Source organism: Streptomyces sp. NPDC056486 (genome assembly GCF_042795295.1).
Lineage (GTDB): Bacteria > Actinomycetota > Actinomycetes > Streptomycetales > Streptomycetaceae > Streptomyces.
This window is the reverse complement of the sequence record NZ_JBHTSF010000162.1, coordinates 1-19210: the sequence shown is the minus strand read 5'-3', so window position 1 is coordinate 19210 and position 19210 is coordinate 1. Positions and strand designations below refer to the sequence as shown.

12 protein-coding genes are annotated in these 19210 nt (G+C 70.7%); 5 read left to right on the top strand and 7 right to left on the bottom strand.

The annotated features are described in order from the left end of the window. Positions 1-114: 114 nt before the first annotated feature. From ACFQ7F_RS38210 to ACFQ7F_RS38195, 4 genes are all read right to left on the bottom strand, one after another. A complete protein-coding gene (locus ACFQ7F_RS38210; RefSeq protein ID WP_383281383.1) occupies positions 115-483 on the bottom strand; it encodes a PPOX class F420-dependent oxidoreductase in 369 nt (122 codons plus the stop codon). A gap of 69 nt (positions 484-552) precedes the next feature. Further along, entirely contained in the window at positions 553-2919 is a 2367-nt protein-coding gene (locus ACFQ7F_RS38205) for a Tat pathway signal sequence domain protein (protein WP_383281380.1), read from the bottom strand. Positions 2920-3075: 156 nt separating this feature from the next. After that, a complete protein-coding gene (locus tag ACFQ7F_RS38200) occupies positions 3076-3558 on the bottom strand; it encodes a DUF456 domain-containing protein (RefSeq protein WP_383281377.1) in 483 nt (160 codons plus the stop codon). 265 nt (positions 3559-3823) lie between these two features. After that, positions 3824-4807: a helix-turn-helix transcriptional regulator gene (locus tag ACFQ7F_RS38195; protein ID WP_383281374.1), complete on the bottom strand. Its 984-nt coding sequence runs from the start codon at positions 4805-4807 to the stop codon at positions 3824-3826. A gap of 217 nt (positions 4808-5024) precedes the next feature. Between ACFQ7F_RS38195 and ACFQ7F_RS38190 the strand changes: the two genes are divergently transcribed. The 3 genes from ACFQ7F_RS38190 to ACFQ7F_RS38180 all read left to right on the top strand — a co-directional run bounded on the left by ACFQ7F_RS38190 (position 5025) and on the right by ACFQ7F_RS38180 (position 12278). Next, positions 5025-8789, top strand: a complete 3765-nt coding sequence (locus tag ACFQ7F_RS38190; RefSeq protein ID WP_383281371.1) for a S8 family serine peptidase — start codon at positions 5025-5027, stop codon at positions 8787-8789. Between the two features lie 130 nt (positions 8790-8919). Continuing rightward, entirely contained in the window at positions 8920-10461 is a 1542-nt protein-coding gene (locus tag ACFQ7F_RS38185; protein ID WP_383281368.1) for a protein phosphatase 2C domain-containing protein, read from the top strand. A gap of 74 nt (positions 10462-10535) precedes the next feature. Then, the gene (locus tag ACFQ7F_RS38180; RefSeq protein WP_383281366.1) at positions 10536-12278 is read left to right on the top strand and encodes a pyruvate dehydrogenase; all 1743 of its coding nucleotides are present in this window, start codon (positions 10536-10538) and stop codon (positions 12276-12278) included. Between the two features lie 25 nt (positions 12279-12303). On the opposite strand, the gene ACFQ7F_RS38175 is transcribed toward ACFQ7F_RS38180, so the two are convergent. After that, positions 12304-15360 (bottom strand): alpha-mannosidase, encoded by a 3057-nt coding sequence (locus ACFQ7F_RS38175; protein WP_383281363.1) that lies wholly within the window; start codon positions 15358-15360, stop codon positions 12304-12306. Between the two features lie 337 nt (positions 15361-15697). Between ACFQ7F_RS38175 and ACFQ7F_RS38170 the strand changes: the two genes are divergently transcribed. Continuing rightward, positions 15698-16060: an ATP-binding protein gene (locus tag ACFQ7F_RS38170; RefSeq protein ID WP_383281360.1), complete on the top strand. Its 363-nt coding sequence runs from the start codon at positions 15698-15700 to the stop codon at positions 16058-16060. Between the two features lie 39 nt (positions 16061-16099). Here the strand turns inward: ACFQ7F_RS38170 and ACFQ7F_RS38165 are convergent, their stop codons facing one another. Both ACFQ7F_RS38165 and ACFQ7F_RS38160 read right to left on the bottom strand, forming a co-directional pair. Then, positions 16100-17158, bottom strand: a complete 1059-nt coding sequence (locus ACFQ7F_RS38165; protein ID WP_383281357.1) for a DUF2637 domain-containing protein — start codon at positions 17156-17158, stop codon at positions 16100-16102. 232 nt (positions 17159-17390) lie between these two features. Continuing rightward, positions 17391-18242, bottom strand: coding sequence for a (2Fe-2S)-binding protein (locus ACFQ7F_RS38160; protein WP_383281354.1), 852 nt, complete (start codon positions 18240-18242; stop codon positions 17391-17393). A 135-nt stretch (positions 18243-18377) separates the two neighbouring features. Here ACFQ7F_RS38160 and ACFQ7F_RS38155 point away from each other — a divergent pair, with 135 nt between their 5' ends. Continuing rightward, positions 18378-19154 carry a GntR family transcriptional regulator gene (locus tag ACFQ7F_RS38155; protein ID WP_383281351.1) on the top strand — a complete coding sequence of 259 codons (777 nt, stop codon included), beginning with the start codon at positions 18378-18380 and terminating at the stop codon, positions 19152-19154. Positions 19155-19210 lie beyond the last annotated feature (56 nt).

Sequence of the window (19210 nt, the reverse complement as noted above, 5' to 3'; positions counted from 1 at the left end):
GGATATTCCAGCCCGGCCGGCGATTGAGGACATCTTGTACGGGGTCTGGGGCGGAGCCCCAGGTAGGCCCGGGGCGCAGGCACGGTTTGTGGGAAGGGGCGGGGTTGGGGGTAATTACTGTTCCAGCCCCCAGCTATGGATCCGCCGAGGATGAATCCGGATCAGCTCCTCGCTGAAGTGAGGCCCCAATTCATGCGGCCCCGTAAGGAGTTCCGCATCCCCCCGGATGTCGACTCCCCGCACCTTCCACGGCCTCTCGCTCAGGACGTCGTCGACGACCAGTGACACCTTCGGATTCTTCTGGAGGTTGCGCCACTTCTTGGTGGCGCCCAGCGCATACCCGCCGATCAGGATCGTCCCGTCGTCCTGCGGAAAGAACCCCACAGGATTCGCCTGCGGCTGACCCGTCGCGTCGACGCTGGCCATCCGGCCCAGACGCTGGGACTTGAGGTACGCCCGCTCGGCCTCGCTGAATTCGGTCATGGCGCGAGCCTCGCACGCGTACCCCGTCCATGCATCGGATCTTGGACCTAGGACCGGCAGACAGTCGGTCTAGACCGCGGGCAGGCCCCAGCGCGGCGCCTCCTCGTTCGGTTCGACCGGAGTGATCCGCAGGTCGGGCCGGTCGCCCTTGGCCGTCACGAGCGCCGACTCGCCCCGCCGGAGGGCGATCCTGATGGCGCCCGCATCCGCGCCCTCGCCCACGTCCTCGTACGAGACAGGGCGCCCACGCTCGTCCCGCACCTCGATCGCCCCCGCGATCCCGTGCCGCACGACGCACGGCGCCCCCGCCTCGCTCACGAGCCGCACCCAGCGGGTCGCCCCGCCCTCCCGGACCGCGCTGAGCAGGAACGCCCCCTGCGTACGGAAGTTGTGCACCGTCAGGTCCGCCCATGCCGACGGCAGTGCGGGGAAGACGCGGATGACGTCGCCCCAGGACTGGCAGACCATGTCGTGCAGGGACTGCGCGGCGGAGAGCGGGGTCTCGATGACCGGGCCCGACTCCTTGTACATGGTGTTGGGCTGGATGAACCGCGTCATCAGCTGGCCCAGGTACTTCAGCGCGTCCTCGCCCTTGCCGAGCAGTGCCGACATGGACGCGGCGCCCGTGAACGTATAGCCCTGCAAGGCACCTTCGAAGCCGACCCAGTGCGCCAAGGACCGTTCGATCAGGGCGCGTTCCTCCGCCGTGCGGCCCGTCACCTCGTAGAGGGGGTACACCGCGAGCATGTGGGAGTAGTGGCGGTGCGACTTCGCGAAGGGGATGTCCGCGCCGATCATGTAGCCGTTCGCGTCGGTCGGGTACCCGGTCAGTCTGCTCCCCACGTCCCGCCAGCGCGGTGCCAACTTGTCGTCCACATGCAGGAGTTCCGCCACTTCGAGGAGCGTGCGGCAACCCCATTTCAGGAGCATCAAGTCGTAGTTGCAGTCGCGCGAGTTGCCGCCGTACTCGGGCGAGAAGGTCGCGGGGAGGTGCAGCTTGCCGTCCGCGCCCGGCTCAAGGAAGTGCAGGTAGTAGTTGACCGCTTTCCGCAGGAGCGGGAAGAGGACGTCTCGCAGGATCGACTTGTCCATCGTGTGGCGGTAGCTCAGCCAGACGTTGTGCAGCGCCCAAATGAGGTTGCCCACTTCGGGAGTTGGCGGGTCCTGCCCGGGGATGCCGACTCCGTAGCCGCCGTCCGTCACCGACGCGCCGTTCACCAGGGACGCGTCCGTGGTGCGCGGGATGCCGAGCGAGTCCGCGCGGTAGGGCGCCGCCATCTCCTTGGTGAGGTTGGACCGGAATTCGCTCAACGCGCGTGTGACGGCGTCAAGTTCGATGTGGTTGGAGCCGTGGATCAGCCAGTACTCCAGCTGAACGTTCAGGTTCCACCAGGTGTTGGGCCACGGAGTGGGCTCGAGCCAGGGGCCGCAGGTCGCCATCACCGGGGCGTCGCGGCGGGCGGCCGCCGCCGTCTTGTATAGCTGGATCCAGTAGAAGCGCTGCATCCGGGCGTCGGGCAGCGACAGGAAGCTCTTGCGGTAGTACGCGTGCCACCAGGCCCGGTGCGACACCGCGAGCCCGTCGTACGACAGACCCGCCGCACCCCGCACGGCGCGTACCGCACGGTCGCGGGCCGTCGTCCTGGGGTGCGAGTGCGCCACGTTCACGTACAGCGTCCGTGCGCCGCCCCGCGTCCGCTCCCGCCACGCGGTGACGTGCTGCCCGCCCGCGAGCAGCGGCTGTACGGCGGCCGTGACGCCGTCGTTCTCCTTGATCTCGGCTGGCGGGTTGCCCGCGTATCCGTCCGGCAGCGGCTTGAACGCGGCGCGCGGGCTGATCGCATCCGCCGGATGGAACACCCAGCGGAAGCCGCGCTCACCCGCGCTCGGGGTGACCTCGACGGCGAGGACGGAGCGTGTGGTGTGCACCTGCGCACGGAGCTTCAGGGTGCCCTTGTCCGTGGTGAGGGTGCCGGTCAGCTCGGCGTCGTGCAGCCGCAGGCGCCAGTCGATGCCGGTGATCCTGCCGACGGGTTCGAGGGTGAAATGGCCGATCGGCAGGCGCGCCAGGCCGAAGAGGGAGCCGAACTCGGGGCGGTGGTCCTGCACCTCGGAGTGCTGGATGTTGAAACGCAGCGCCGTGGTCTCACCGCCCGGCTGCGCGCTCGGCTCGGCGTAGATCCCCGAGCCGAGGAAGCCGTTGCCGAGGTAGGGGCCCTCGTACCAGGTCTTCGGCAGCTTCTGCCAGACGAGGTCGGCGTCGTCGAGGACGGTGCGCCAGGGGTCGCCGGGCGCGCTCAGCGTTCCCGCTCCTGCTCCCGTTCCCGCTTCCTGGGGAGCGGCTGCGGCCTGGGCGGGCAGGCCTCCGGCTATCAGCGCGCCGCCGACCGCGGTTCCGGTGGTGGCGAGCACGGTTCTTCTGGACGGTCTTGGCATCGCGTCTCCCGAGCAATTCCCGCGTCATCGAGTCATCGGAGCTTTACCTCCGCTTGAAGCTAGAGATGGTGCGGCATTCAGTCAATGAGTCGGGAGAGATCCGATGGCGGTACATGTATATGAACTCGTACTGAGTGGATGTGTGTGCCCGGGGCCTCAACCCCAGATCACGGCCCCCAGCCACGCCCCCGCGATCAACAAGCACGCGAACAGCTCCGTCAGCACGCTCCACCCGCCCGCCCGCATGGCCGTCCTCGTCGCCGTCGCCGCCTCCCCGTGCCCGCCGAGCCGCAACCGCTCCGACAGGTAGATCCCTCCGACGAATCCCGGGAGCGACCCGATCACCGGCAGCACGCAGAACCCGACAAGCGCCCCGGCCCCCGCGTACGCGGCCGTCCGGCGCGTGGCGCCGCTCTCCCGGAGGCGCCGCGGCGGCAGCAGCCATCGGACGCCTTGCGCCACGAGGAGTACGACGGACGTGCCGACCAGGATCCCCCAGGCCACCGGGTTCGGGTCCTTCAGCGCCCACCACAGAATCGCGGCCCACACCAGCCACGGCCCCGGCACTCCGGGGACAAGTACTCCGCCGATCCCGAGCAGCAGCACCACGGAGACCAGCAGGAGTTCCCACGCTCCCATCTGTCAAGCGTGCAGGAAACGGGGCAAAATCGCAGGTCGCGCGTCAGCCCTCTCGCTTTCAGCCGGGCTAGGGCCCTTCTGATGGATCTCCGCGGCGTCGCGACGCCCGGCACGCTCCCCCACTGCCTTAAGGGCGTGGGAGGTACCCCCTCTCGCCGCACGGCGCAAAGGGACAGGTGACTCCGCCACATGACCCTTCACGCCGCACGCCGAGGGCACGCACCGAACGCCGCTCCTTCTCCCACGGAGATCCATCAGAAGGGCCCTAGCGCGCCACCCAGCCCCGCTCGTACGCGTGCCAGCCCAGTTGGAGGCGCGTCGTCACGCCCGCCAGTTCCATCAGGCGCTTGACCCGGCGCTGCACCGTCCGCAGGCCCAGATCGAGCTGCTTGGCGACGCTCGCGTCCGTCAGGCCCGCGAGCAGCAGCGACAGGATCTCCAGGTCCGCGCCGTCGGGGCCGTCAGCGGCGTCCTCGGTGACCGAGCGGCCGTCCTCGCCGAGCCGCAGCGGCAGCGCGTCCCGCCACACCGCCTCGAAGAGTCCGGTCAGGGACTCGAGCAGGCCGCTCGCGTGCACCACGAGCGCGGCGGGCTCCGCCCTGCGTGAGGTGAGCGGCACCATCGCGAGCGAGCCGTCGGCGATCACCAGCTTCGTCGGGACGCGGTCCACGACGCGCACCTGTTCGTCGCGGCGGATCGCCGTCGACAGTTCGACGAGGCCGGTGGGGAGCGCGAGGACTGAGCGTTCGACGACCACGCGGTAGGTGACGCCACGGCCCGCGGCCTGCTCCTCCGCGTCGTTCTCCGTGCCGGTGATCGCCACGGGGTTGCCGGTCACCAGGGCGCACACCTCGGAGCTCGCGCCCAGCTGGAGCTGGAGGAAGCGCTGCGAGACCGCGCCCGCACCGGTGACCACCTCGACCAGGTCGTGCACCGCGGGCTCCGCGGCCTGCGCGCGGTACTCCTCGGCGAGCAGCTTCGCCGCCAGCTCGGCCTTGTCCAGTTCGTGCCGCTGCTGGGTCAGGAGCGCGCCGAGCGCGACACCCGGCGGGGCCGCCACCCACCGGCCCGCCCTGCCCGACGCCTGGGCCGCCAGGCCGTGCAGCTCAAGGCGGCGCAGCGCGCGCACCGTGTCGGGCTCGCCGAGCGAGAGCCGCCGCGCGAGATCGGGCACGTCGGCGGCGCCCACCGCCACAAGCGCGCGGTACGCCGATTCGTGCGTCTCGTCCAGACCTATCGCAGCCAGCATGCGGCGACGCCCCTCCCCAAGGATCCGTTCCGACGGCGCCCTGGCGGAAAAGAGCCACGGCGTAAACCCGCCCCAGGACATCATCCCCGCATCCCCCGCCTCTCTGCCAAGGTGACGCCACCGCTGCACCAACGGCAGCCGTGAATACGGCCTTTGGCCCGATTTCGGCTGTGGTTCCGCATGCCCGACACCATGCCCGACAACCCTGGGGAGAGCGATGCGCCCGATATCGCGTACGGCCTTGGGGGTGGCGTCCGCCGCCGTCCTCGCCGTCACCGCGGCCGTCCCGTCCGTGGCCGAGCCACGCACGGCCGCGGCGGACACGAGTCCGCTGGTGGGAGGTGCCCCACGGGGCGAGGGGAGCTCCGTCGTCACCCTCGTGACCGGCGACCGCATCCTCGTCACGTCCGACGGCAAGGACCGCGCGGGCGCCGGCGCGCTGCCCGGCGCCGACGGCACGGTGCCGCTCATCCAGACCAGGCAGTCCGGCAAGGACCTGTACGTCTACCCCGAGGGCGCCGTCCACGCGATCGCCGACGGCAAGGTCGACGAGGAACTCTTCAACGTCACCGGGCTCGTCCGCCAGGGCTACGACGACGCGCACGCCGAGAAGCTGCCGCTCATCGCCGTGTACGGCAAGTCCGTCGACGTCACGCGCTCGGTGCCCGCGACGCCACGCGGCGCGGAGCGCGGGCTCGTACTCGAACCCGTCGACGGTGTCGCGCTGAAGGCCGACAAGAAGAAGGCCGCGGACTTCTGGGCGGACGTCACATCGGCCAAGTCCCGTTCGGGGTATGGCATGTCGGGTCTGAAGAAGCTCTGGCTCGACTCCAAGGTCCAGGCGACCCTCGACCGGTCGACGAAGCAGGTGCACGCCCCCGAGGCCTGGGCCGCGGGCTACGACGGCAAGGGCACCAAGGTCGCCGTGCTCGACACCGGAGCCGACGCCGGACACCCCGACCTCAAGGGCCGGATCGGCGCGACCAAGAACTTCACCGACTCCCCGGACAACGAGGACCGCCAGGGTCACGGCACCCACACCACCTCGACCGTCGGCGGCACCGGCGCGGCGAGCGGCGGCAAGAAGAAGGGCGTCGCGCCCGGCGCCGAGCTGCTGCACGGCAAGGTGCTCAACGACAGTGGTTCCGGGGCCACTTCGTGGATCATCGCGGGCATGCAGTGGGCCGTCGACGAGAAGGCCGACGTCGTCTCCATGAGCCTGGGCAACCCGGCACGGACCGACTGCACGGACCCGATGAGCACGGCCACGGAGGAGCTCGCGCAGTCGAGCACGGACACCCTCTTCGTCCTGGCCGCGGGCAACACGGGACCGGGCCTCAACTCCGTCTCGTCGCCCGGCTGCGCACCCAGCGTTCTGACGGTCGGCGCCGTCGACCGCGACGACTCGACGGCCTCCTTCTCCAGCCGGGGACCCGCGTACGGCTCGCACACCCTCAAGCCGGAGATCGCCGCGCCCGGAGTCGACATCTCCGCCGCCGCGGCGGGCGGCAGGGGCGTCTACGCCTACCAGTCCATGAGCGGTACGTCGATGGCGACCCCGCACGTCGCGGGCGCCGCAGCCGTGGTCAAGCAGCGCCACCCGGACTGGAGCGCGCAGCAGATCAAGTCGGTCCTCGTGTCGTCGGCGGACAGCGGCATTCCGGGGGATGTGACCGAGACGGGCGGCGGGCGGCTCGACGTGAAGGCGGCAATCGACCAGAAGGTGCTCGGCTCGCCCGCCGTGCAGGGCGGCAGCTTCGGCTGGCCCCAGGACAACTCGGACCGCACGACGGTCGACGTCCCCTACACCAACACCACCGGCAAGGCAGTGCGGTTGAAGCTGTCCGTGCAGGGCGTCACCGGCAACGACGGCTCCGCCGTGCGGTCGGACATCGCCGAGCTCGGCGAACGCTCCGTGCAGGTCGCCGCCGGGGCCACGGTCAAGGTCCCGCTGAAGCTGGACCCCGACGCTAGCCTCAAGCGGGCACAGTACGGAGACGTGACCGGCCGCGTCCTGGCGAAGGCTGGCGGGGGCGTCGCGGTCTCCACGCCCTTCTCCCTCTACGTACAGCCGGAGACCGTCAGCCTCCGGGTAAAGCTCGTCGACCGCGCGGGAAAGCCCGCCGATGGACCGTCGTCCGTCGACCTCATCGGCACCGACGACGCCAGCGGTGAGCGGCGCTTCAACGAGGGCGCGAACGACCAGACCTACCAAGTCCGCCCCGGTGCCTACTTCCTGACCGGCTTCATCGCCACACCGGACGCGGACGGCGGCACGCTGACCGACTCGCTCACGCACCTGGCCCGGCCCCAGGTCGAGGTCAAGAAGGACATGACCGTCACGCTCGACGCCCGTAAGGCGCACCGCCTGTCCGTCAAGACGGACAAGGAGTCCGAAGTGCGCGGCGCCACCCTCGGGTTCGCCCGCAGCTGGGGCACCGACCACTGGCTGCACGCGGGCACCGCGGCGGGTCCGCGCTCCATCCGCGGTTTCTACCAGTCCGTCGAGGGCAAGGCGGCCGGCGGCACCTTCGAGTCCGGCAGCTACTGGCGTGCGGCGGCGCCCCTGCTCTCCGAACTCGCCGTGCGGGGCGGCAAGTCGCTGCATCCCGTGACCGCGTCCACCGGCTCGGCCAACCTCGACGGAACGGGCAAGGCGGCTCTCGTCGACGCCGGGTCCGGTACGCCCGCGGAGCTCGAAGCCGCCGGGGCCAAGGGCAAGATCGCCCTGGTCAAGGTCGCGGACGACGGCAGCGCGAACGCCGTCGCGAGGGACGCCAAGACGGCCGGAGCAGTCGCGGTCATCGCCCACCGCACGGCGCCGGGCCGCTGGTACCCCTCGGCCGGTCTCAGCGGCTCCCCGCTGCCGGTCCTCGGCATCCAGACGGGCGATGCGGCTTACCTGCTCGGCCAACTGGGCGCCGGATCCGTCGAATTGAAGTGGAAGGGAACGGCGAAGAGCCCCTACGTCTACAACCTCGCCTTCCCCGAGACCGGCCAGGTCCGCGACGACCGCACCTACCGGGTGCGGGACAAGGACCTCGCCGCGAACGAGGCGACGTACCGCGCGATGGGCACGGCCACGGACTATGTGGACCTGCCGTCCGCCGTCCGTCCCTCGGGGCTCGAGGTGTACTTCGCCGACATCGAGTCGGTCCCGGCCCCCGGCAAGCGCACCGAGTACCACTCGGCGGGCACGACCGGCTGGGGCCACCGAGTGTCCAGCAGCTTCCCGTTCGGGGAGTTCATGATCGACCCGGTGCGGACGTACGGGAAGGGGGAGCGGCGCAGCGAGAAGTGGTACGACGGAGTGCTCACCCCTGCCGCGCCGCGTGACGCACAGGGCGGGCTCGCTCTCGCGGGGGAGCGGCAGGGCAATCTGATCGGGGTCGCGCCCGGCTTCTGGGGTGACGGTGAACACGCTGGTATCCAGGGCGGGTTCGGCGACATCGGCAGTGTCCAGCTGAAGCGGGACGGCGAGATCGTGGGGGATTCCGGCTGGCCGTCCGGCGTGTTCGAGGTCCCCGCGGCCGACTCGGCGTACGAACTCACCCTGAACACCCAGAAGATCGGCTCGAAGGTCTGGCAGCGGTCCACGGGCACGCGGACCACGTGGGCGTTCCGCTCGCACCTCGACGAGGAGGCCTACTCGCAGGGGATCCCGATGCTGTTCCCGCGCTATCAGCTGCCGGAGGACGGCATGAAGACCCTTGCCGCCGAGGACGGCCAGCGGATCGCGCTCACGGCGACGGGACACGCAGGCTACAAGCCCGGCGCGCTCAAGTCGGCGGCACTGTCCTACTCGTACGACGAAGGCGAGACCTGGACGGAGGCCAAGACGTCCGCCGCCGGGGGGAAGTGGACCGCCACCGTGAATCACGCGGGCGCCTCCGGCAAGCACGTCCGGCTCAGGACCGAACTGACGGATGCGAACGGAAGTTCCGTCACTCAGACCGTGGTTCGCGCCTACGACGTGCGATAAACACACAGACACCGCCGGGCGGTCCTCCCGTGGGGGGTGGGCCCGCCCGGCGGCCCTTCATCACTCTTCCGGCGGCCGGAATTTCCGGATGAACCGTTTTCGTACGGCCTTCGCGGTGGACAATAGGGGCATGAGCCAGCAGGGGGAGACGCACGACGGGGCCTCCGGCCAGGAGGACGACTGGTGGGGTCAGCTGTACGACGACTCCGCTCATGACACGGGGCCGGCCGAGATGGCCGACACCCTCGACGACAGGTTCGCGTCGGCGGTCAGCGCGGCTGCGGGCGGAGGCGATCCCGGGCCATCGGACACGGTGGTGGATGCGGCGCCACCCCCGGGAGGCGGCGGTCGCGCGGAGGGAGTACTCCCGCAAGCACCGGAGCCCGCGCCCCCGCGCGCCACGGCCCGCACCCGCCCCGCCGCCGCACCCTGGGAGCCTTCCGCCGCGCCCACGGGTCCTGTGACCTTCCCCGATGCGCCCAAGCCGCTCGGCGGCGAGGCACCCGGCGGCGAGGCACCCGGCGGCGAGGCACCCGGCGGCGAGGCACCTGGAGGTGAGCCCCCAGGCGGTGAGCCGGAATCCCTTCCCAGCCGCACCACCGCCGTCCCCGCGCCCCGCCTGCCCGACGCGTCCGCGAGCCCGCCCGGCGGAGTACACGAACCCCGGGAAGACGTCGTGTCGGCCCCCGCCGTGGACGCCGTCGCCTACGTGGGCGACGGCCCGCCCACCTACGACGCCGAGCCCACCGTCCTGCCCGCCGCCGACCCCGACGACCTCGGCGATCTGGTCGCCGACACCGTGCTCGACGGCGCCCGGTACGGCACCTCCACGCTGCGTGCCGTCTCCGTGCGCGGGGACTCCGCGCGGTATCGGGGCGAACCGCGGCGCGACTCGCTGCTCACCGCGCGGTTCGGGACCGGGGACAGCGCTCTCGTCCTGGTCGCCATGGCCACCGGCGCGCGGGCCACTCCGGGCGCCCATCGCGCCGCCGCCGAGGCCTGCGCCTGGATCGGCCGTGCCGTGGGCCGCAGCCATCAGCGCCTTTCCGAGGACATCAGGGCCGCCCGGCGCGGCGACCTCAAGAGCGGCCTCCACCGGCTCACCGACCGCAGCCTCGGCAAGCTCCGCGCGCACGCCGCCGACCTCGGCATCGAGCCCGAGGAGTACGCGGCATCCCTGCGCTGCCTGCTCCTGCCCGCCGACCCCGACTGCCGCACCCGCGTCTTCTTCGGCGTCGGGAGCGGCGGACTCTTCCGGCTCAGGGACGGCGCCTGGCAGGACATCGAGCCCCGCGTCGGCGACTCCACCGGTGACACCGGGCCACCCGTCGTCGGGTTCGGCTCCGTGCCGCCCCAGACCCCGGACGGCGACCGGCTCACCATGGACATGGGGATCATCACGCCCCCGAGCCCGTACGAACCCGCCCCCGAGCCGCCGCCCCGCGAACCCTTCCGCTTCCGCGCCTCCGTAGCCCGCCCGGGTGATGCCCTGCTGCTCTGCAGCGGCGGCCTCGCCGAGCCCCTGAGCGGCGAGCCCGAGCTCGCCGCGCACCTCACCCAGCGGTGGGCCAAGAGCGGTCCGCCGGGCCTCGCGACCTTCCTCGCGGACATCCAGGTCAGGGTCAAGGGGTACGCGGACGACCGAACGGCGGCCGCTGTTTGGGAGGCGTGAGCGCCCGCCCTGTGAACTCATGGACCCCAAGAGAGTCACAAGGCAGTCAAGGGGACTGAAGGGTTCGTGTAGCCATGGCCAAGCAGAACGTCGCCGAACAGTTCGTCGACATCCTCCACCGCGCCGGTGTGCGCCGTATGTACGGAGTCGTGGGCGACAGCCTCAACCCGGTCGTGGACGCGATCAGGCGTACCAAGGGCATCGAGTGGGTGCAGGTCAGGCACGAGGAGACCGCCGCCTTCGCGGCCGGTGCGGAGGCCCAGATCACCGGGAGCCTCGCCGTCTGCGCCGGTTCCTGCGGGCCCGGCAACCTCCACCTGATCAACGGCCTCTACGACGCCCACCGCTCCATGGCGCCCGTCCTCGCCCTCGCGTCCCACATCCCGTCGAGCGAGATCGGCCTCTCCTTCTTCCAGGAGACCCACCCCGATCGGCTCTTCAAGGACTGCAGCCATTACAGCGAGATGATCTCCAGCCCGAAGCAGATGCCGCGGCTGCTCCACACCGCCATCCAGCACGCGATCGGGCAGTCCGGCGTCAGTGTCGTCACCCTGCCCGGAGACATCGCCGACGAGCCCGCCCCCGACAAGTCCCCCGAGAGCGCCCTGGTCACCTCGCGCCCCTCCGTGCGCCCCGGCGACGCGGAGATCGACAAGCTCGCCGCGATGATCGACGAGGCCGACAAGGTCACCCTCTTCTGCGGCAGCGGCACGGCAGGGGCGCACGCCGAGGTCATGGCGTTCGCCGAGAAGATCAAGTCCCCGGTGGGCCATGCCCTGCGCGGCAAGGAATGGATCCAGTACGACAACCCGTACGACGTCGGCATGAGCGGCCTGCTCGGCTACGGCGCCGCGTACGAGGCCACCCACGAGTGCGACCTGCTCATCCTGCTCGGCACGGACTTCCCGTACAACGCCTTCCTGCCCGACGACGTCAAGATCGCCCAGGTCGACGTGCGCCCCGAACGACTCGGCCGCCGCTCCAAGCTGGACCTCGCCGTCTGGGGCGACGTACGCGAGACCCTGCGCTGTCTCACCCCGCGCGTCACGCCCAAGAGCAACCGCAAGTTCCTCGACAAGATGCTGAAGAAGCACGCGGACGCGCTCGAAGGCGTCATCAAGGCCTATACGCGCAAGGTCGAGAAGCACATCCCGATCCATCCCGAGTACGTGGCGTCCGTGGTCGATGAACTCGCCGCAGACGACGCGGTGTTCACCGTCGACACGGGCATGTGCAACGTCTGGGCGGCCCGCTATCTCACCCCGAACGGCAGGCGCCGCATCATCGGCTCCTTCAGCCACGGCTCGATGGCCAACGCCCTGCCGCAGGCGATCGGCGCCCAGTTCACCGACCGCAAGCGCCAGGTCGTCTCGATGTCGGGCGACGGCGGGTTCTCCATGCTGATGGGCGACTTCCTCACCCTCGTCCAGTACGACCTGCCGGTGAAGGTCGTCCTGTTCAACAACTCCGCTCTGGGGATGGTCGAGTTGGAGATGCTGGTGGCCGGACTCCCTTCGTTCGGCACCGCCAACCACAACCCCGACTTCGCCGCCGTGGCCCGCGCCGCCGGTGCCTACGGAGTACGTGTCGAGAAGCCCAAGCAGCTCGCGGGCGCCCTGAAGGACGCCTTCGCGCACAAGGGCCCCGCCCTCGTCGACATCGTCACGGACCCGAACGCCCTCTCCATCCCGCCCAAGATCAGCTCCGACATGGTGACCGGCTTCGCACTCTCCGCCAGCAAGATCGTCCTGGACGGCGGGGTCGGCCGCATGGTCCAGATGGCACGCTCCAACCTGCGGAACGTGCCACGCCTCTGACGGCCGATCAGGAGAGAAGGCCGGATCAGGCCGGTCGCAGCCTCAGCGTCAGGATCTGGAACGGACGCAGCGCGAGCACGATCCCCGATTCATCGGTGTGGGCCGATTCGAGCGGGCGCTCCAGGAGGTCGGTCACCTCGGCCGCGCTCACCGCGAACGACGTGGTGAGCGCCGCCGCCGCACGCCCGCCCCGCGACTCGTAGAGCCGCACCACGACATCGCCGCTCCCGTCGTCCGCGAGCTTCACCGACTCCACGGTCACCGCCGGATTGTCGACGCTCACCAGGGACGGCAGGACGGGCGCGGCGGCGACCCGCAGCGGCAGGTTGAGCGCGAGCCCCTCCGCCACCGCGTCGCCCGTCGTCGCGCCGGGCAGCAGCGCGTACGTGAACCGGTGCACGCCCAGGTCCGTCTCCGGATCCGGGCTGTGCGGCGCACGAAGCAGCGTGAGCCGCACGGTCGTGCCGAGCCCCTCGCCGTGCGGCGCCCGTGTCACGTCATGGCCGTACGTCGAGTCGTTGAGCACCGCCACGCCGTACGCCTCCTCGGCGACCCGCAGCCACCGGTGCGCGCAGATCTCGAAACGGGCCGCGTCCCAGCCGGTGTTGGCGTGCGTGGAGCGGTTCACATGCCCGAACTGGATCTCGGCGGAGGACCGCTCGGCGTGCACGTCCAGCGGGAACGCGGCCTTGAGCACCTTCTCCGACTCCCGCCAGTCGACCTCGGTGACGACGTCGATACGGCGGCTGCCCGCCGCGAGGCGGATCTCCTGGGTGATCCTCGACTTCCCGAAGGCCCGCACCACACGGACGGCGACCCGCAGCGGCCCGTCCTCGACCAGCTCCACCGACTCGGCGTCCGTGAGGTCGGTGTGCGTGTTGCGGTAGTGCTTGTCGAGGTCCCACGCGTCGTAGTGCGTGGGGTGGTCGGGGTGCAGCTGGAGGAGGTTGCCGCGCGAGCCGGGGGACAGGACCTCGCGGTGCGCGTCGATGTCGTGCACGGAGGTCAGGAGCCCGTCCGCGTCGATGGCGACGCGCAGATGCTCGTTCAGCAACTGGATCTCGCCGTCGGCGAGCAGCGCGGTCGCCCCGGTCTCCCGCGTGTACGAGGCGGCCTCCTCAAGCCCCTTGCTCCCCAGGGCCGGGACATTGACGTGCACCAGGGTGCCGTCGTCGGCCGTGACGACCTCGCTGCGCGCGTACGGCGACGCGTTGAGCGCGGCGGGACCTCCCGGGCCGAGGGAACGGACCGCCGCCGCGGTGATCTCATCGAGCTCGGCGAGCACGCGCTCGTACGTGTCGCGGGCCTCGCGGTGCACCCAGGCGATCGACGAGCCCGGCAGGATGTCGTGGAACTGGTGCAGGAGCACCGTCTTCCACAGCCGGTCGAGGGTCGAGTAGGGGTAGGCGTACGCAGGGTCGCGGACCGCGGCGGCGGTGCACCACAACTCGGCCTCGCGCAGGGCGTGTTCGGTACGGCGGTTGCCGCGCTTGGTGGCCGCCTGCGAGGTGTACGTGGCGCGGTGCAGCTCCAGATAGAGCTCGCCGGACCAGACAGGCGCCTGTGCCCCGTACTCCTCCTCGGCCGCGGCGAAGAACGCCGAAGGCTTCACGATCTCGACGCGCGGCGAACCCTCCAGGGAACGCACCCGCCGTGCCTTCTCCAGCATTTCGCGGGTCGGACCGCCGCCGCCGTCGCCCCAGCCGAACGGGACGAGGGAGTGCGACGCGCGGCCCTTCTCGGTGAAGTTCTTTTCCGCGTGCGCGAGTTCGGCGCCGTGGATCTGGGAGTTGTAGGTGTCCACCGGAGGGAAGTGCGTGAAGACGCGGGTGCCGTCGATGCCCTCCCACCAGAAGGTGTGGTGCGGCATCTTGTTGGTCTGGTTCCAGCTCAGCTTCTGGGTGAGGAACCAGCGGACGCCCGCGAGTTTCGCCAGCTGCGGAAACGCCGCCGTGTATCCGAAGGAGTCCGGCAGCCAGATTTCCTCCGTCTCGACCCCCAGCTCCTCTCGGAAGAACCGCATCCCGTGCGTGATCTGCCGGGCCAGGGCCTCGCCGCCGGGCATGTTGGCGTCCGACTCGACCCACATGGAACCCACCGGAGACCAGTTGCCGTCCGCGACGGCCTTCTTGATGCGCTCCCAGATGTGCGGCTGGTGCTCCTTGACCCAGGCGTACTGCTGGGCCTGTGAGCAGGCGAAGACCAGCTCGGGATAGTCCTTTGCGAGAGCCGTCACATTGGCAAAGGTGCGGGACGCCTTGCGCACCGTCTCGCGCAGTGGCCACAGCCAGGCCGAGTCGATATGGGCGTGCCCGGTGGCCGATACCCGGTGCGCGCTGGCATGCGCGGGGCTGGCGAGGACGTCCGTCAGCTCGGCGCGGGCCGCTGCCGCCGTCCCCGACACGTCGTGCAGATCCAGTGCGTCGAGCGCTCGCTCCAGGGCGCGCAGAATTTCGTGGCGCCGCGGACGGGCGGCGTCCAGTTCGTACATCAGCTCGGAAAGGACCTCGATGTCCAGCGTCAACTGCCAAACGTCCTCGTCCAGTACGGCGACGTCGGCAGACGCGAATCGGTAGATGGGGCCATCACCCGCGGTCAGTACGTCGCCCAGGGGTGTCGGTTCGAAGTCATGCAGAACGGTCGGGTTGGCGGCCGCCTCCAGGAGGAGGTGCACCTGCTCGCCCCCCTGTGCGGCAGCTGCCACGGGGATGTGCCGGTTGCGGGGGTGAATGCCCTTGATCGGGACGCCCGACGCGTCGTACACCAGACCCTCCGCCTGGAAGCCGGGTCCCTCACCGGTGAAGCCGGGGTCGATGACCACCTCGACATGGCGCCCGCGCCAGGCGTCAGGCACCTGACCGCGCATCCGGAACCAACTGGTTGACCAGGGTTTTCCCCAGGCAGTGCCCGTCTCGAAGGCCTTGTACGAGGCGTCGAGGGCCTCGGCGACGGGGACGGGTTCGCCCGGCGCGTGCCAGACGGAGAGGGTGAGCGGCACGCGGTCCGCGTACTGGGCGGGGCGGATGAACTGCCTCAGGGCGCGCTCCAGGCGTCCCTCCACCAGCAGTCGGTCGTCGTGCACGGCGGCTCCTCGGAGTGCTCGGGCGGGTCCGGTGCGGTGCGATCGGGCCCGGGTCGGGATCATGCGGAAACGGTCCTCCGCTTCACTTCCCCGCCGGACGGGCGCGCACCCACTCCAATGGTTGAGGAATGGACATGAGTGCCGCCAACTGGGAGGGGCATGAATTCCGTGTGCGTGTTCGAGCAGGGAGGAATTGACTCGTTTGTGGGCGGGGATCATGAAAAGGCAAGTAAGAGGGGGCGGCCCCATTCATCTAGGGGCCTCTTCGCCGAAAGCAAGGGACGAGCCGACCGACAGCAAGCCGGCAGAGCCCGACCGGGCTCAGCTCCGGCGCAGATTGGGGCGATCCGACCTGCGGGCGGTACCCGAAGTCAGGGGCGCGCTACGCGAACTGCTCCGGTCCTGGGGGAGGCCCGGAGAATCCGAGATAGCCGAACTGCTGACCAGTGAGCTGGTCACGAACGCGCTGGTGCACACCGACCGGGACGCCATCCTGACGGCGACCGTGCGGCCGGGCAGGCTGCGCGTCGAGGTCAGGGACTTCGTCGGGCGTCGCCCCAAGCTCTGCGCGGCGAGCGCCGACGACAGCACACACGGCCGGGGCCTGATGCTCGTGCAGAACCTCGCGGACGCGTGGGGCGTAAGGGCGCACGGGGTCGGGAAGGTGGTGTGGTTCGAATTGGACGGCGGCCCGGTATGAGCCGGACCGCCGACCAACTCCCGTCCTGCGCTGCTGACATCAGCCGAACTGCTGCTCCAGATCCTTGAGCTTGCGCTCAAGGGAGTCGAGCCGTGGCAGCGCCTGGGTGTCGTCCTCGGCGGTGAGGTCGACGGTGACGGGTTCAGAGCCGTTCTTCACGGCCTGGAGGGAGGGACGGGAGCGCAGGGGCAACTGCTCCTGGGTTGCTATGGAAGGGTCCGCGGTGACCTGCGCGGACCCCGCGGCCGGCGCGACGGCCGGCAGGTCGACCTGACGCCCGCCGCCGCGACCCGGGAGGCCACGGTGGCCCCTGCTGATCGCCTTGAGCTGCGCGCGTTCCAGCTTCTCCCTGCCCCGCCTGGTGATCCGGGTGCGCTGCTTCTCGCGCCGGTCCTCGCGGACCTCCTCGACCGCCTCGTCCAGGGTGCGTACGCCTTCGAGGAGCATCAGCGACCAGGCGCCGAAGGTCTCGCGGGGTGCGCGCAGCCACCGTACGATCCGGATCTGCGGCAACGGCCTCGGCACCAGGCCCTGTTCGCGCAGTGCCGCCCGGCGCGTCTGCTTCAGCGCGCGGTCGAAGAGCACCGCGGCCGACAGTGACATCCCGGAGAAGAACTGCGGGGCGCCCGCGTGGTCGATGCCCCTGGGCGCGTGCACCCAGTTGAACCAGGCGGCAGCACCCGCGAACGTCCACACCAGGAGCCGCGAACCGAGCGCCGCGTCACCGTGACTGGCCTCGCGCACGGCGAGTACGGAGCAGAACATCGCCGCGCCGTCGAGCCCGAACGGGACCAGGTACTCCCAGCCGCCGGTGAGGTTGAGGTTCTGCCTGCCGAAGCCGACCAGGCCGTGGAAGGAGAGTGCGGCGGCGACCGCCGCACAGCAGAACAGCAGAACGTACGAGGCCGTTCCATAGATGGCTTCCTTGCGCCTGCGGCGCTCCTCGCTGCGTTCCCAGGATTCTTCGCCGGAGGCATTGGCAGCCGCCTTCTGTCCGGCGCGCTTGCCGCGTGCGAGTACCGCCACCGCCACCAGCATGCCCAGGAGCAGGACGCCGCCCGGAAGCAGCCAGTCCAGCGATATGTCGGTCAGTCTCATCTGGGGTCCCTTGCGTCGCGGTAGGGCGTTCGGGCGCCATAGTGACCCAATCCCGATGGCCCCCAGAGGGGTTTCGGGGCAAGAGAACGCCTAGGGGGGTGCAAAGGGGTGCGGCGCGCGCCGTTTACTCGAACGCAGGGCCCGGCGACGGGAGTTGAGTTCGATTAAACGAACGCGAAAGGGTGGTTCAAGGGGAGAGGGGTGACGGTTTGGGTCCGGGGCGAGGCTCCGGTCAGGCCGCCGCGGCGGCGCTCAGCCGCTCGATGCGGTCCGCGTCACAGGTGCGCGGGCACGTCACACAGGTGTCCTCGGGGCGCAGCGTGTAGAACATGCAGCAGCTCGCGCGATCCCGCGTCGGAAGCGACTCCCCGTTCGGTCCCGTCAGCTCACGGAACCCCGCCGTGCCCACGTACGGCTTGGTGGCACCCGGAAGCAGCCTCTCGAGCTCGACCGTGGCGCGCTCCTCGTCGCCGAGGAGGTGGGCGATGTACCAGAGGCCCTCGACGATCTCGTCCGTGGCGAGACTCCACAGGGCGCGCGAGCGGCGCCGCATCCGCGGCCCGAAGGCATCCAGGAGCGGCCCCAGGTGCTCGGCGACGGCGTCACGCACCTCCGCGCGCAGTGCCTCCTCGTCCGGCACGACGCGGGCGCCGGGCAGTGCGGCGGCCGGATCATCGGGCAGACAGGCGAAGCCCGCGCTGCGGACGGCCAGACGGCCGTGGGTGCGCTGGTAGGCGACGTTCTGTACGGGGTAGCGGGGCACCCGGCGGTGCAGGAACCACGGCACGGTGATGAGCAGGGTGGCCGGCCAGGCATAGCGGTGCAGGGCGAAGCTGGCGATGACGTCAGGGCGCCCCGCCTGTCCGTAGTCCTGCCGCACCTGCGCCTCGTCCCACGCGAGAAACGCGTCGAGGTCGGCCCCGCCCTCCGCGAGCCGGGAGGCGGTGACCCAGCCGCCGCCCTGTGGGGCCTGCTCCTCGTCGCTGAGCTCGCTCACCCGCAGTCCGGGGAACACCTCGGTGAGGCGGGCGTAGGCGTCCGCGAGGGCGCTCGGGGCGCGCTCGGCCAAGGTGGGAACGGGCATGGGTGGACCACCGAATCACGATCGATTACAGGTAAGCCTAACCTTACCCAGAATGATCGAGGTTTCAACTGCGGGGCTGTCCGCCTATGGTGCCTCTCGTACCTTTCGGACCGAGCGGACTTTGGGGTGGACCTCGTGGAGCAGGCCAGAGCGCATGACGCGTACCGCCTCGCCGTCCGTGTGCCGGAGCAGGTGCGGGCCTCGTCGGCCCCGGCTCCCGCGTCGCCCCAGGTCCGGGGTGAGCACACGCACGGCGAGTCGGTGGCGCTGCCCGCGCCCCGCAGGACGGTGCAGCGGAACTCGGTCCGCGGACAGATCCTGGACGCCCTGCGGGCCGCGCTCGTCGGCGGCGACCTCGCGCCGGGCGAGGTGTACTCGGCGCCCGTACTCGGCGAGCGGTTCGGGGTCTCGGCCACTCCCGTCCGCGAGGCGATGCAGCAGCTGGCGACCGAAGGGGCCGTGGAGGTCGTACCGAACCGCGGTTTCCGGGTCACCGAGCGCAGTGCGCGCGAGCTGGGGGAGCTGGCGGAGGTGCGGGCGCTCATCGAGGTGCCGGTGATGCTGCGGCTCGCCCGTACGGTGCCCGCGGCGCGGTGGTGCGAGCTGCGGCCTCTTGCGGAGGCGAGTGCGGTGGCGGCGGCGGGCGGGGACCTCGCCCGCTATGCGGAGGCGGACCGGGCCTTTCACGGGGCGGTCCTCGCCCTCTCGGGCAATCAGCAGTTGGTGCAGGTGGCCGATGATCTGCATCGGCGGTCGCAGTGGCCGTTGGTGAGCGGCCCCGTCCATGGCCGCCGGGCGGACCTTGTCGCTGATGCGGCGGAGCACAAGGCACTGCTGGAGGCGCTGGTGGCGAAGGACCTTGGTGTCGTCCAGTCCCTGGTGCGGGAGCACTTTGCGGGGGCGGGGGGCTGAGGTCCGGGCGGTCCCTGCGGGGCCTTCCCCAATCCCGCCCCTTCCCGAAACCAGGG

Coding starts and splice junctions, on each gene's coding strand:
- ACFQ7F_RS38160 (WP_383281354.1), bottom strand. CDS start 18,242: ATGCCCGTTCCCACCTTGGCCGAGCGCGCCCCGAGCGCCCTCGCGGAC.
- ACFQ7F_RS38195 (WP_383281374.1), bottom strand. CDS start 4,807: ATGCTGGCTGCGATAGGTCTGGACGAGACGCACGAATCGGCGTACCGC.
- ACFQ7F_RS38165 (WP_383281357.1), bottom strand. CDS start 17,158: ATGAGACTGACCGACATATCGCTGGACTGGCTGCTTCCGGGCGGCGTC.
- ACFQ7F_RS38190 (WP_383281371.1), top strand. CDS start 5,025: ATGCGCCCGATATCGCGTACGGCCTTGGGGGTGGCGTCCGCCGCCGTC.
- ACFQ7F_RS38200 (WP_383281377.1), bottom strand. CDS start 3,558: ATGGGAGCGTGGGAACTCCTGCTGGTCTCCGTGGTGCTGCTGCTCGGG.
- ACFQ7F_RS38180 (WP_383281366.1), top strand. CDS start 10,536: ATGGCCAAGCAGAACGTCGCCGAACAGTTCGTCGACATCCTCCACCGC.
- ACFQ7F_RS38205 (WP_383281380.1), bottom strand. CDS start 2,919: ATGCCAAGACCGTCCAGAAGAACCGTGCTCGCCACCACCGGAACCGCG.
- ACFQ7F_RS38185 (WP_383281368.1), top strand. CDS start 8,920: ATGAGCCAGCAGGGGGAGACGCACGACGGGGCCTCCGGCCAGGAGGAC.
- ACFQ7F_RS38210 (WP_383281383.1), bottom strand. CDS start 483: ATGACCGAATTCAGCGAGGCCGAGCGGGCGTACCTCAAGTCCCAGCGT.